The 14,347-nt window shown below is 34.9% G+C and carries 14 protein-coding genes; 2 read left to right on the top strand and 12 right to left on the bottom strand.

The window, feature by feature from the left end; genetic code table 11:
* Window positions 1-49 precede the first annotated feature (49 nt).
* The 3 genes from NMK93_RS10695 to NMK93_RS10685 all read right to left on the bottom strand — a co-directional run bounded on the left by NMK93_RS10695 (window position 50) and on the right by NMK93_RS10685 (window position 2,491).
* On the bottom strand, window positions 50-655 hold the full coding sequence (locus NMK93_RS10695) for a site-specific integrase (protein ID WP_302910816.1): 606 nt from the start codon (window positions 653-655) through the stop codon (window positions 50-52).
* 276 nt (window positions 656-931) lie between these two features.
* Window positions 932-1,507: a restriction endonuclease subunit S gene (locus NMK93_RS10690; protein ID WP_302328365.1), complete on the bottom strand. Its 576-nt coding sequence runs from the start codon at window positions 1,505-1,507 to the stop codon at window positions 932-934.
* A 90-nt stretch (window positions 1,508-1,597) separates the two neighbouring features.
* Complete coding sequence (locus tag NMK93_RS10685; protein WP_254527221.1) at window positions 1,598-2,491, bottom strand: Fic family protein; 894 nt, start codon at window positions 2,489-2,491, stop codon at window positions 1,598-1,600.
* Window positions 2,492-2,596: 105 nt separating this feature from the next.
* Here NMK93_RS10685 and NMK93_RS10680 point away from each other — a divergent pair, with 105 nt between their 5' ends.
* A complete protein-coding gene (locus tag NMK93_RS10680; RefSeq protein WP_024566505.1) occupies window positions 2,597-3,151 on the top strand; it encodes a hypothetical protein in 555 nt (184 codons plus the stop codon).
* Here the strand turns inward: NMK93_RS10680 and NMK93_RS10675 are convergent.
* Genes NMK93_RS10675 through NMK93_RS10650 form a run of 6 tightly spaced genes read right to left on the bottom strand, consistent with a single transcriptional unit; the run spans window position 3,144 to window position 9,004 of the window.
* Window positions 3,144-4,415, bottom strand: a complete 1,272-nt coding sequence (locus NMK93_RS10675; protein ID WP_254527220.1) for a restriction endonuclease subunit S — start codon at window positions 4,413-4,415, stop codon at window positions 3,144-3,146. The genes NMK93_RS10680 and NMK93_RS10675 overlap by 8 nt on opposite strands.
* Window positions 4,416-4,462: 47 nt before the next feature.
* On the bottom strand, window positions 4,463-5,992 hold the full coding sequence (locus NMK93_RS10670; protein ID WP_254527219.1) for a type I restriction-modification system subunit M: 1,530 nt from the start codon (window positions 5,990-5,992) through the stop codon (window positions 4,463-4,465).
* Window positions 5,982-6,578, bottom strand: coding sequence for a restriction endonuclease subunit S (locus NMK93_RS10665; protein WP_254527218.1), 597 nt, complete (start codon window positions 6,576-6,578; stop codon window positions 5,982-5,984). The genes NMK93_RS10670 and NMK93_RS10665 overlap by 11 nt, the downstream gene beginning before the upstream one ends.
* Window positions 6,579-6,638: 60 nt before the next feature.
* Window positions 6,639-7,073, bottom strand: coding sequence for a hypothetical protein (locus NMK93_RS10660; protein ID WP_254527217.1), 435 nt, complete (start codon window positions 7,071-7,073; stop codon window positions 6,639-6,641).
* Window positions 7,042-8,244: a nucleotidyltransferase gene (locus tag NMK93_RS10655; RefSeq protein ID WP_254527216.1), complete on the bottom strand. Its 1,203-nt coding sequence runs from the start codon at window positions 8,242-8,244 to the stop codon at window positions 7,042-7,044. The genes NMK93_RS10660 and NMK93_RS10655 overlap by 32 nt, the downstream gene beginning before the upstream one ends.
* Window positions 8,234-9,004: a hypothetical protein gene (locus NMK93_RS10650; protein WP_185242068.1), complete on the bottom strand. Its 771-nt coding sequence runs from the start codon at window positions 9,002-9,004 to the stop codon at window positions 8,234-8,236. The genes NMK93_RS10655 and NMK93_RS10650 overlap by 11 nt, the downstream gene beginning before the upstream one ends.
* Window positions 9,005-9,706: 702 nt before the next feature.
* Between NMK93_RS10650 and NMK93_RS10645 the strand changes: the two genes are divergently transcribed.
* Window positions 9,707-10,600, top strand: coding sequence for an OmpA family protein (locus NMK93_RS10645; protein ID WP_254527215.1), 894 nt, complete (start codon window positions 9,707-9,709; stop codon window positions 10,598-10,600).
* 1,046 nt (window positions 10,601-11,646) lie between these two features.
* Here the strand turns inward: NMK93_RS10645 and NMK93_RS10640 are convergent.
* From NMK93_RS10640 to NMK93_RS10630, 3 genes are read right to left on the bottom strand one after another with little or no spacing between them, the layout of a single operon-like run.
* On the bottom strand, window positions 11,647-12,420 hold the full coding sequence (locus NMK93_RS10640; protein ID WP_185216356.1) for a sulfite exporter TauE/SafE family protein: 774 nt from the start codon (window positions 12,418-12,420) through the stop codon (window positions 11,647-11,649).
* Entirely contained in the window at window positions 12,410-13,078 is a 669-nt protein-coding gene (locus tag NMK93_RS10635) for an HAD family phosphatase (RefSeq protein ID WP_254527213.1), read from the bottom strand. Before NMK93_RS10635 ends, NMK93_RS10640 begins: the two co-directional genes overlap by 11 nt.
* A 59-nt stretch (window positions 13,079-13,137) precedes the next feature.
* Window positions 13,138-14,307, bottom strand: a complete 1,170-nt coding sequence (locus NMK93_RS10630) for a serine hydrolase (RefSeq protein WP_254527212.1) — start codon at window positions 14,305-14,307, stop codon at window positions 13,138-13,140.
* Between the last annotated feature and the right edge of the window lie 40 nt (window positions 14,308-14,347).

Here is a 14,347-nt window from a genome sequence, read left to right as displayed (position 1 = left end):
ACAAATGTAATAAAAATGACTATCATAACTCATAATTATCCCCTCACAACTACCTTAATGCCTTAAACATTTGCTCAATTGCTTTCTTCTTTTGCTCCATATTAGGATGAACATAGAGATTTAAAGTGGTACTGATGTTGGAATGCCCTAAGAGTACACTCACAGTTTTGTAATCACAATTACTTTCGATACATCTTGTGGCGAAGCTATGCCTTAGACCATGAAATTTTAGTTCCGGCATATTGAGTTCTTTCATTAAGTTTTTATAATAACTGCGGTATGTTCGAGGTTCTGTAGGTTTAACATCGTTTGTCAGAACAAAAAATGATGGATTAACGATTTTTTTAAATGGTTTCAATATCTTCAATAAATCTTTACTGATTGGAATTTCCCGAATAGAGTTTTTAGTTTTTGGCGTATCTAAAATGAGTTCCGTTCTACGGTTTCCTTCTTCGATCACATAAATACGCTGAATTGTGCGATTAACACTGATAACTCCATTATCGGTGTCTATATCCTCCCAGGTTAAGGCACACACTTCTCCAATACGCATACCTTCACTCAAACAGATATAAACACCTAAGTTTCTGAATGTAAAATGTTCTTGTATATAGTTCATTATTTTTTTCTGATCTGCCCGGCTTAATACTTCAATATGGAACTTTAAATTATTTTATTGCAAAATCAGGTACGAATCTAAAGTATATTTTTTACAGTCTAAAATTCTTCACCTTTGAAAAATATAAAGTTGGGTCTGGTATTCCTCATATTTATTTCAAAGATTATGGAGAATCATTATTTTTTTGCCCATCATTTGATGAACAGCGTAATATAGAACAATTACTATCATCAATTGATGAGAAAATAAACATTCAAAAAATCTTATTACAAAAATATGAATTACAGAAAAAGCATTTGTTACAGAACCTGTTTATATAAACAGGTTCTGTAACAAATATTGTTTTTGAGAACGGTATTCCTCCAAAATTTTTTTCTCGGTTTCTATTTTTAATTCAATGGAATAAAGAAGTTTAGCAATAAAAATTTGTTCTTCCAAGCAAGGTAATAAGATAGTCAATTTCATTAATTCAATTTTAGACATATTATACCGAGTACTTCCTTGCGCTAACTTAACTATTTCATTTCTAAAGGTAGAGCTTCTGAATAAATAACTTGAAAAAAGTGGGTTAAGAATCTGAGATGATAAAGGTCTATACCCAAAACAAAAACTATTTAGGTACATTTCGCTAACTTCATCTAATAAGACTGAAGACATTCCAATCTCATTAGGTGTTTCAGAGGATATAGTAAAAAACACATCTCCATATTGCACATTATTCTGATTTTCAGTTTCTAAAATTTCTACAAGTCCACAATTTCCTATTTGAATTTTGGACGAATCAAAAATTTGCTTGTACTGAATATATGGTTTACCTATTCCAAAATTGTCTTTAGTTTTTCCTGAAAGACCATTAAAAGTTTCTCCTATCTCTCTTAACCTCTTCAGTTTCCATTCATCCTTAAATTCTCTGAATCTGGTCTCTTGAGAAAATAGCTTTTCCCTTAGCCCTTTACTATGGGAAATAATATCTCAAATCTAATCAAACTCTATTTCAAAATATTGAAGAATAGCTTTGTAATTATCCTGAGCTGTAAGACAAGTATCTAACAAATATTCTCTTATATTAATCCACTCCTGTAAACCTCTATAGTAGAACAGTTTAATATCTTCATCGATAATGAAGGGCACAATATTATTAGCAAGGCATTCTTTAAACATGATTAACCGACCAACACGCCCGTTTCCGTCCTGAAAAGGGTGAATGATTTCAAACTGGTAGTGAAAGTCTATAATATCTTCAAAAGTTTTCTGTTCAATACTGTGGTAACCAGAAAGTAAATCTTTCATTTTTGTCGTCACCTCTTTAGGTGAACAAGTTTCATTGCCACCTACTTCGTTAGGAAGTTTTTTGTATTCGCCAACATTAAACCAGTCTTTTCGACTATCAGATGTTCCTGACTTCAGTAGATAATGTAATTCCTTTATAAATGATTCTGATAATTTAGATTTTGCCTTATCAATGATTAAATCAATACATCGAAAGTGGTTGGTTGTTTCTATGATGTCATCTACATTAACGCTTTCTTTAGAAGCTCCGATAGTATTTGTTTCAAAAATATATCGGGTTTGATCATGAGTCAACTTGCTTCCTTCTATCCGGTTTGAATTATAAGTCAGATCGATTTGCGTACGGTGATAAATACCACCTTTGAGCTTCATTTCTTTTTGTTCTTTGAGATGATTGAGTAATTGATTATCACTAAATTTCTTCTTATTTGCTTTCTCAGGTAATATCGCATCATCGGGAATATTCCATGTTTTACCTGTTAAAAAAGCTCCTTTAATTCTTCCTGTAGCACAATAATTCCGGACGGTTCGTTCTGGAACATTCCATTTTTTTGCAAACTCACTTACTGAAATATAATTCATAGCTTTTGATTATAGATGCCGTTATCGGCAAATATACAATAAATTACAACTATATATTTCTTAATTTTTGCCGATAACGGCATAATTAAGGATTTAATTTCCTATGTGAATACGATTCGCTATCAGCTATATGAACAAATTCTTAATCAAAAAAATGATTTGGTTCAAGTTAAGGATACTTTAAACTATGAACAGCCAACTAAATATTTGGTAACAAATACAGATTATTCATCTGATATTTCGTTAATTCCAGTTCTAACTGCAAATAAATCTTTTGTATTAGGATATACCGATGAAGAATTTGGTATTTATGACAAAGGACAATCTATCATTTTCGATGATTTTACAATGGATATAAAGTTTGTGGATTTTCTATTCAAAGTAAAATCATCAGCAATTAAAATTTTGACAGCTAAACCAAATGTGAACCTAAAGTTTGTATTTGAGTATTTGTCATTTTTAAATCTATCCTCAAATGAACACAAAAGACATTACATCTCCGAAATTGAACCTATGGAAATACAATTGCCAAATTATATTCAACAAACATATGTTGCAGATTTTCTATCAAGTATTGACGATAAAATAAAAACTGAATTTGAATTTCATATGCTATTAATTAAGCAGAAACAATATCTTTTAGCCAATTTATTTATATAAACAAATTGGCTAAAAAGTATGTCTTTTGTCTCTCTAACTTCTGTAAAATATTGGTTTCAATTTCAATTTTTCCATCGATAGATAATAAGAAGTTAGCTATTTTATGTTGCTCTTCAATTGTCGGAAAATCTATTTTGACTCCTAATAATGTAGTCTCATGTATCCGTTTACTTCCAGAACCTGTTGCCAAATCTTCTAATCTTTTGTAAAAATCTGCTCTCCCTAAAAAATATAGAAGATATGCAGTGTTAATTTTTGAATGGTTAATATCCAAAGCAGGTACGTCTCCAGAAGATAAAAATCCATCAAATTCATCAGGAATTATACCAAAAGCTCCGTTAAACAGATTTTGCTTTCCGTAAATAAATTGCCCTTTCTTTCTAATGAAATAATTTGTTGCACCTAATGATAAAGTATTTGTATTATCATTTTGAGAAACACCTTTTAAATGAAGTTTTACAGTAAGTAATCTACTTTTGTCAATATTTCTTGATTTTATTTTTTCTGGAACAGACATAACTTCTGATAATTCTTTCGACTCCCACTCAGGAAAATTATTTCCGAACTCATCTTTAAACTTCAATTGACCAGAGAATAACTTCTTACTAAGCGTATTCTTTAATAACTTCAGTTCCTCAATTATTTTGTTTTGGGTTGCAATCCTTTGATCTATTAGAGAAAAGAATGAGGCGATTTTTTGCTGTTCTTTGAGATTTGGGAATGACAATTTTATTTTTGAAATACGTCCTGTACTAATACTTAAAACCTTTGTCCCCTGTGACTCTTTCTGTATTTGAGTTCGTACTGAATTAGACTTGAATAAATAACCATTAAAACCTAAATAAAAAATGTTCTTTTGAGGTCTTGCTAACAAAGTATGCAAACCAGACAGAAGTTTTTCTCCATTTAGATTGATAACTTCAATACTTTTTCCTACATCTTTTAAATCTTCGGAAGCATCTGCAAAAATGACATCTCCCTCTTGACAATAATTTTCTTCTGAAATTCTGTGGATGTTTATTTCATTATTTATATATGGAGTAACTTCATTAGCAATATCAAACAATGTTTGATATTTAGTGTGAATATCACCATAATGGATATTTTTCACAAATCCATTTTCATAATTTAGGTTATCACGAGAAAATGAGTTGGTTACTTTGAAATCCATAATCTCCCCCAACTTCTTCGTTTCCCATTCCCCTTCAAACCCCGGAAATCTCAAATGGGGAACGTTACCTACTTTTAATTTTTTATTTTCCATCTCGATGACTCAATTTTCGTTAGTAAAAACATTAAGGATTTAAAAAATTAAAAATCAATACCCAGCTCTTTCAAGTATCCACCGATTTCCTTATCCAACTCATCTCGTTTTGCTTCCAAAGATTTGATTTCCTGCATCACTGCCTGAATGTCGATTTCGGGTTCTGGTTCAAAAGTATCAACATAACGAGGAATGTTGAGGTTGAAATCATTCTCCTTTACTTCTTCAAAACTGGCTATATAAGCGAATCTTTCTTCAACAATTCCTGTTTCCATTGCCTGATCATGAAACTGCGTAAAAATATCTGTAATATGCTGAATGTGTTTTTCCCCTAAGGAGTTTTGATTTTTCCCCGGTACAAAATCTTTGCTGGCATCAATAAACAGTACTTTCTCTTTGTTTACTTTTTGCTTGTTGAAAATAAGAATAGCAGCCGGAATACTTGTGCCAAAAAACAAATTGGAAGGTAAGCCTATCACTGCTTCAATCAAATCTTCTTCAATGGTCTTAGTTCTGATTTTTCCTTCAGCAGCTCCTCTGAATAATACACCATGTGGTACAACTACACCTGCTTTACCAGTATTATTCAATGATTCTATCATATGTGAAATAAAAGCCCAATCTCCTTTAGATTTTGGTGGCAAACCTCTCCAGAAACGATTGTAAGAGTCGCTTGCCAAATCATCGGCTCCCCATTTGTCCAATGAAAAAGGAGGATTGGCTACTACCGTATCGAATAACATTAAAGCATCTCCTTCCTTGTGCTTTGGATTTCTCAACGTATCTCCCCAACGTATCACAGCACTATCATAGCCATGCAGATACATATTCATTACAGCCAATGCCCAAGTACTACCATTTGCTTCTTGACCATATAGCGAAAAGTTATTATCACCCACCTGGCGTCCTGCTTTGATTAAAAGAGAGCCTGAACCACAAGTAGGATCATAAATACGTGAACCTGGTTTAGATTTGGTTAACTTAGCCAATAATGTAGAAACCTCCGCTGGAGTAAAGAATTCTCCTGCTTTTTTCCCTGAATCAGATGCGAAATTAGCAATCAAAAATTCATAGGCTCCTCCAATGACATCGTTATTCTCTAAATGAGAAGAAGAAAGGTTTAAAGAATAAAAATCGTTCAATAGATTACGTAATCTGGTTATTTTGCCTTTTGCATCTCCCAAATTAGAACTGTTAAAATCAATATTTCTAAAAATATTAGATCCATCGTGACCGCCTAATTTTTCTCTGTTTGCTTCCTCCAATTCCGCTAAAGCATGATTGATCATTTCCCCAATCTTTGGATTGTTACGGTTTTCATATAAAAAATAAAAGCTTGATTCTTCAGGGACTATAAAACGCTCTCGCTCCAATGCTCTTTTTACACGCTCTTCGTTTCCTTCATATTTTTTGGCATATTCTTCTTTTTTCTCATTGTACACATCGGTTACATACTTTAGAAATAACATGGTGAGTATGTAATCTTTATATTGAGAAGGGTCGATTGTACCACGAAATGTGTCACAAGCTTTCCATACGGTATTGTTTATATCTTTTTGACTTACTTTAGTACTCATTTTGTAGTTTTTTATAAGTTACTGTATTGATTAAATTTTCTTTAAGAGTGATTAACTCCTTTTGAATAACAACTTGTTCTTTTTTTAAGAAATCTAATTTTATAATCTGCTTTTGTGTGTCTAAATTAGGAATAATAATTTCCAAGTCTCCTAATTCTTGTTTTGTGACCGAGGGAATATTTTGGGTCGTCATTTTAGAAGCAAATACTTTTAATGTTTCAGGATGATTCAGATACCAAACCAAGAATTCAGGCAGAATAAGATCATTCTGAATAGTTAAAACCAGAAAAGAAGCACTGGCAATAGTAAATGAATATTCATTGCGGAATAAGGTGGCAAAAAAGCGTCTTCCTTTGGCATTGAACAAAACCTCGTTATATTGTAAAAAATTTTTTTCGATAGCCGGCTTTATCAAAACGTTAGCTTCAAGATCCTTTCTTAAATTCCCGTCATCATCATAATCAGAAGTTCCAACCATTCTAACATAGGCATCGGTCAGTTGCTTTTCATCATTGTTAACGGTTTTAGGAACCACCATTCCCGACCTTATATTAACAATATCTGATAATTTAAACTTTTTGTTCATTTCTTTATTTTTAAACAAGCTCTCCGTTCTGTAAAAGAACAGAGAACTTGCAAATTAACATCAATTATGAGGATATTCGGGACCTAACCAAACTTTATATTCCAAATACTTGTCATAATAATATATCCATTCAGATATCCACGGAATGACTTCTACTAAATCAAGATAAGGTCTACCTTTTAAATCAAAAACTGGATGATACAAACAAAGTGAACCATCACCGTTAAAATGTGTATCCGCACATTTTATAAGATTTTTAGTTTCTACCATTACTCTTTCAAATCTATTGGGGAAAAATGGAGAACATAGCAATTTCAAATGATATTTTCTGTTATTCAATTCCAATGTGCCCTTTCCTTCAAGTAATTTCCCTTTAACCTCAAAAGATAACCATTTGAATTCTTTTTCACATTCAATCATCGTTTTATACAAAAATCCCATCCAGTATTTTTTAGCACGCTCTTTAGGATTCAGCATAAAATCCATGACTTCCATTTTTTACACCTGATGAGGTATTAATTTGACCACTTGAGTCTGTGTAAGCTGTTCCAGAAAGCAATGCGGCTAATTGAGGATTCCCTTTAAAACTTTCTTCCAACTTAACCAAAGTTTGGATGTTTTGTTTGTAATATCCGTTTCCAAATAAATCTTTGTAATTCTGCTCATTGGTAGAGTTGGATAAAAACGTACTGACCTTTCTCTCTAAATCTGTTACAAATCCCACATAACTTTCGTAATGCTTATCAGTCCAAGAATCAGTGAAATTCTCACGCTTCTCCTTATCTGGATATAAATCTATTGGGTTATAAACCTGAAATCGAATTCCTTTATACTTATAATCGTCAGCTAAATGTTTCATTTTTGCCATCGCATTTTTAAGTGCTGCTTGAATTGATAACTCTTCATTATAGCTCTGAGCCAGTAAAGTTGTTAATACAATACTTGAAATAGCAGGTGTTTTAGCTAAATCTTTATTTTCATAATACAAATCACGGTAACGTTTTATAATTTGCACCGTTCTTTGCAATGGAGATTTAACATATACATCTTTTGGCAAATCCTCAGTTTCTACTTTTGCTTCTGTAAGCATCACAAATCGTTCTGTAAGCATAAATTGAGATTTATGCTTTTCAGAAATATTTTTAAACCAAGCATCATACCCCTTTGGATCTGTGCGAGACCAATCCATTAAGGTTTTATCATTTGGTATCATCAATCTTGTGCTGTCTGAAGTGATTTTACATCCAGATAGAATATCCATGTGAAAATCGCTATTATAGTTGATTCTAATGCAACGGTTTTTCTTCTGAAGAAGTGGTGAATAGGTTCCATGATTATCTAAAACACGGAAAACTTCGTCATAAATTTCTTTGGGTGTATGATTTAAATAAGAATCATCTAATTTTAAAACAATATCTAAATCAAATTCTTTACCTGGTAATGGCTTAATAGTTGTTCCTATTAACAAAGAACCTTGTGCATACACATTAACTGTGTAATCTTTAAAAAATTCTTCATCTTTATCAAAAACATCATTCACTGCTTTATAAGCAGAAATCATCTGTTCTTTTCTGGTGTCATCTAATTCTAAATTAGCCGCTGCAATAGCAAGTAATTCTTCCTTTTTAAATTCTTCTTCTTTGTATTTTGTATAATTATTTCTCATTGATTAAGTATTTTGTGTGTTCTCCAATTTTAGCAATTTGTTCTTCATTTTCAATTACTAACAATCTTTCGATTTCGCTGATGTCTACTACCATGAAATCACTGCCTAATTTGCGAGGATTTTTTAAAAGTCTCTTCAGTTCTACTTCTTGTTCCGGAGTTGGAAGAAACTCAACAATGTCATAAATCAAAACTTCATAACATTGATGAAAAGTACTGTAACCAAATACTTTCATCGTTTTTTGCACCTCTCTGAATGATTTGGAGTAAAAAATATCTTTATCAAATCCATGGTCTTCAATAAGCTCTTCGTTGAATTCACGGTCATAGGTTGTTTCACGGTTTTTTCTGGATTCAAACCATTTAATAACATCTAAAGCATGTTCACCTTTCACTCGAAAACGTAAATCGTCTTTGCTAATTTCATCCGATTTGATTCCCTTCGCTCCGCAATCTTCCTTATATCCCCATTTTTCAAATTCTGAAAAACCGTTAATTTTTTTGTAAACACCACCTACAGGTTGTAGTTGGTCTTTAATACGGTGACCACGAACTAACAAAAATTTAGAAGTACCAGGAATTTTAATTCTGATTAAATAACTGATAGAAAATCGAACATCCTCATTTTTTATCTTTGTAAAATTGGACTGTAAATAGGTATAAATTTGATTTTTGTTATCTAGCAACGATTCTGTTGCTTTTTTTATGATAACCTTACCAGCAGCCATACCTAAAGCTGCTAAAACTGTGTTTGCTGCCATTAGCTTAGATTTAAATATTTATAAAAATTGCTTAATAGAGCATTATAACCAATGAAAACTTGTGTATATACATATTAATACATAGTTTTGCTAAACGAAACAGACTATAATACTCTAACCCATAATGAGGTGACTAGCCTCAGGAGATGTATTGTTAAGCGCAATACGGGATTTTACAAGTCAAACATCAAAAATATCTTAAAACCAAATCTATGTGCAGTAGAATTTGGTTTTTTTTGTTTTAGTAATTCTTGTACAAAGATAATGAAAATATTTTGAATTCACAAATAAAAAATACAAGTACAAGAATTACAAAATAAAAATAGACATCTTTAAGATGTCTATTTGGTTTAATATGTATTGATATTTTAAGAAAATATAGTTGATTGGGACGGATTTCTGAAAAATATGTATATTTGCTACGAGCGAACGGAAATGTATTGAAAAACAAAGCAATAAGCACCGTTACCAAATCGTTACCTGACTTTTTTGATAATCTTTATAAAAGCTTAGTATTCAATCGATACAGCTTTTTCCTGAAAACTTTAAAATAAAATATTTTTAAATATTCGCTGCTTATAGGGGTAAAACAGGGGATTATTTAGAAAATCTGTTTTGGCGGAATGCTAATTTTGCATAAAAGGCATCCCTTTTGCTTAACAGTAGCGTAACATTATAAGAATACAAACAAAATCAAGCGTTATGATTAAAAGAATTAGCGTACCATTACTGTTGATGTCAGCCTTGTTTATTACTTCATGTGGTGTAAGCAAGAAGACTCACCGAGCTTTGGAAGCTCAATATAAGGAACTGGGTGATAAATATAATCAGAGTCAGTTAGACCTTGCAGAAAGTAAAACCAGAGTGAAGAGCTTGGAGGAACAACTTGAGCAAGAACGCAAGAACAATGCGGGCTTAAGAGAGGCCTTAGCTAAACTTCAGGGAACATTGGATAACAGTATCAACCAAAATACCCAAGGAAATGTCAATATTTCCAAATTGGTCGATGAAATCAATGCTTCCAATAAATACATTCAGCACTTAGTAAACACCAAACAAAAAAGTGATTCACTTAATATGGTGTTGACAAACAACTTGACACGTTCATTAAGTCGTGAAGAAATGAACGATGTGGATGTTCAAGTATTAAAAGGTGTGGTTTATATTTCATTGTCTGATAATATGTTATATAGGTCAGGTAGTTATGAGATTTCAGACCGTGCAGGAGAGACCTTGTCGAAAATTGCCAAGATCATCCAAGATTACAAAGATTACGATGTGCTGATCGAAGGTAATACCGATACGGATCCGATCTCAAAGCCTAATATCCGCAACAACTGGGATTTAAGTACATTGAGAGCCTCATCAGTCGTTCAAGCATTGCAGAACACCTATGGAGTTGATCCTAAGCGTTTGACAGCCGGTGGACGTGGTGAATATAACCCTGTCGCCAGCAACGCCAGCGCAGATGGTAAATCTAAAAACCGTAGAACACAGATTATCATTACCCCTAAACTGGATCAGTTTATGGAGTTGATCGATAAAGCTCCTGAAACCGAAAATTCAGAAGTTCCGGTTGATACAACATCATTTTAATAAAAACCAATAAGGGAGTCGTAGAAGACTCCCTTTTGGTATTTAGACATAAGACAATAGACACAAGAAATTAGAACTTTCTTGTGTCTTTTTTTGTTTGAACCAGGATGGAAAGGATGAGAGGATGGACCAAGATCTGGATTTGAACCAGGATGGAATGGATGAGAGGATGGACCAAGATCTGGATTTGAACCAGGATGGAAAGGATTAGAGGATAGACCAAGATTTGGATATGAGTCACGAATAAAGGGATTAGGGAAGTGTTTTTTGTTTACTCTTATTCTGAACGATCAGTGAGGAATCTGTACGGTTCTCCACCAAAATGTCCTGTCATTCTGGACCGAAGGTCCAGGACCTGTACGCCAATGTAATCTTTATTTAGATTCTTATTATCTATAGTTCCGAGATGTTTCGTGCCTCAACATGACTGGCGCAGGGAAAATAATAGGCATAGTTCCGAGATGTTTCGTGCCTCAACATGACTGGCGCGGGGAAAATAATAGGCATAGTTCCGAGATGTTTCGTGCCTAAACATGACAGGCATGCGGACAATAAAAGGCATGGTTCCGAGATGTTTCGTACCTCAACATGACAGGCATGGTTCCGAGATGTTTCGTACCTCAACATGACAGGCATGGTTCCGAGATGTTTCGTGCCTCAACATGACAGGCAGGGTTCCGAGATGTTTCGTGCCTCAACATGACAGGCATGGGGACAATAAAAGCCATGGTTCCGAGATGTTTCGTACCTCAACATGACAGGCATGGTTCCGAGATGTTTCGTACCTCAACATGACAGGCATGGGGACAATAAAAGGCATGGTTCCGAGATGTTTCGTGCCTAAACATGACAGGTGTGGGGATAATAAAGGGTATGGCTCCTAGATATTTCGTGCCTCAACATGATGGATTTGAGGATAATAAAAGGTATGTTTCCGAGATTTTTCGTGCCTCAATATTTCTGATGGTGAAAATGCTCTAATGTCTTATGTCTTGTGTCTTGTGTCTTGTGTCTTGTGTCTTGTGTCTTATGTCTTATGTCTAAAATCACCCAAACATCAACATCAGCGATGATATAATCACCAATGCCAGAATGACGATCTTAAATTCTTTTTCAGGAATGATCTTGACCAGTTTTATGCCGATGTAGCCTCCTAGCAGGATAAAAGGAATGGCAAGGCAATTTAGGATGATGCCTTCCCAGGTCAGGTTTTTCCAGACAAAAAGCTGGAGGGGTATCTTGGAGAAGTTGAGGATCATGATAAACCAAGCTCCGGTTGCGACCAAGGTTACTTTGTTGAGCTTGCGGGTCAGCAGGTAAATGGTGAGGGCTGGACCTGCGGCATTTCCGATCATCGTTGAGAATCCGACCAAGAGACCGAAGGAAGGAGAATACCACCAATTGTCGGTGAAATCCCTAGCGTCATGGTTTTTCTTGGCTTTGTTGGTTCCCCAGATCATCAACAGGACGGAGATGAAGATACAGGCCCCCATGATAAACTTAAAGGTGCCATCGTCAATATATTCTCCGACAAAGAGACCTATAAAAAGTCCGATCATGGAAAAGGGGAGCATGGATTTAATTTCGGACCAAATAAATTGTTTCCTATAATAGATCACCGCAAGGAGATCTGCCATGCAGAGGAGAATCAGAACGATCCCTGTAGAAAATTTGGCTCCAAAAAGAAGAGCAAACATTGGGATCGTAAAAGTTCCTACGTTCTGGATGCCGGTTTTAGAAACGCCAATGAGCATGGCACAGAAAAAGTAGAGTATCCATGCAGCTGGAGATGGGATCAGTTCTAATGCATTATCCCACATTCTCTTTGTAAAGTGATTTTAGCCTGTCGACATTCATGTATTTATAGTCGTCGATATATTCGAGACAAACAGGCAGATCTTCTTTCTTATGGGAACTTAGGACCCCAATGACATTCATATTGGCATTTAGACCAGCAGTAACACCGGAAAAAGAATCTTCAAACACAAAACAGTTTTGCGGATCCATATTCAGGTTATTTGCTGATTTCAGGTAAACTTCAGGATGAGGTTTGTGCAGTTCCACATTTTCGGATCCGAGGGTTGACTTAAAGAAACTACGGATGTCCAGGGCGTCCAATATCAAGTCCATATTAGCACGTGGAGCAGAGGTCGCAACTCCCAGTTTAATATCGTTGTCTTTTAAGTTGCTCAAGAAATCTGGAAGGAAGGGGATTGGTTTCGCTTCCACTTTATATATTTCCCTGAACAGGCCTTCTTTTTCCATTTCAAGGTTTAAAAGTTCCTGTCCAGCAATGGGTCTTTTAAAGAAGTGGGTAAATATATAGCTGTTATGTTTGCCATACATATGTTTTTCAAATTCCTCATCGGAATAAGGGATTTGGTACTTATCAAAAAATGCTTCAAAGGCTTTGGCGTGGTATGGATTAGTGTGGGCAATTACACCATCCATATCAAAGATGACGGCTAATTCTTTCATTGGGGCAAAAATACAAATATTATCTTTAAAACTGCTTTAATTCAGTAGTTTGGGTAATTTTATTTGATTCTGTCGCCAAGCATGATATAGGCTTGGTCAATGAAATTATAGAATGCGGAACCTGGATTGGATCTTGGCTTGCCACCGATGCCATGACCTAAACGAACAATGATCAGGTCATCCTGCGGGATCGAAATAACATATTGGCCAAGGTGGCCATCCATATAGAAATAATCTTTGTCCTTGTATTTACCAATCCACCAGCCATATCCATATTCCGGAGAGTCTGCAAAGGTATTGGTGACAGATTGTTTGATATAGGCAGAGTCCAAAAGCTGCTGACCATTCCAGTTTCCGTGGTCCATGTACAATTTGCCGAATCGGGCAAAGTCGCGGGCATTGGAGGCTACACAGCAATAGGCTTTTTCAATTCCGTATTTTTTGCTGTCAACCTGCCAAAGTGCAGTATGCTCAGCTCCCATTGGCTTCCAGAAATATTGGGAAAGCAATTCCGATAAGCTCTTTTTTGTAGCTCGTTGTAACGCTATTCCAAGTAATTGGGTATCTCCGCTTTTATAGATGAACTTTTGTCCCGGTTGGTTGTTGATGGGAAGCTGGTCTAAAGTTCCAACGATATCTTTATCAAAGTACAATCTAGTTGTGATGGAAAAAGGGTCGTAATAGCTTTCGTCCCATTTCATGCCGGAGCTCATGGAAACGAGGTCAACCATTTTAAGTGAGTCTGCATAGGGGCCGATCAGTTCTGGAACAAAATCCTTGACATTCTGTTGCAGGCTCTTTACCTGTCCGCTTTCAATTGTTTTTCCCAAGAGGGCGGCGACCATGCTTTTGGCCATGGAGAAAGAGTTGGATCGGGAGGAATCAGAATATCCTCCATAATACTCTTCAAACCAGATACTGTCTTTATGGATGATCATATAGGCCACAGATTTCCATCGGTCATGAATGCTCCTCAAGCTATCGGTTATTTTAATGCTATTATATTCTTTGGAGATGTTCCAGGGCTGCGGGGTTCCGGTTTCAATTTCATGGTTGTCGAAAAAGCGGTAATCATCGAGATAGGCCGTTTTATGGCCATGTAGGTAAGTGACATAGACCCCTTTGAGCAGGAAGTCTTTTCCGGTGGCATATAAATACACAACGGCGATGAGGAGAACCGACACAATGACGATTCCCAACCATTTAAGGAGCTTCAAAATAATTTGCATACGACAGGTTTTGTACCGTATTAAAGTTATCAAGAAAAAA

Source organism: Sphingobacterium sp. LZ7M1, from assembly GCF_024296865.1.
GTDB lineage: Bacteria > Bacteroidota > Bacteroidia > Sphingobacteriales > Sphingobacteriaceae > Sphingobacterium.
This window is presented reverse-complemented; position numbering and strand designations above follow the sequence as displayed.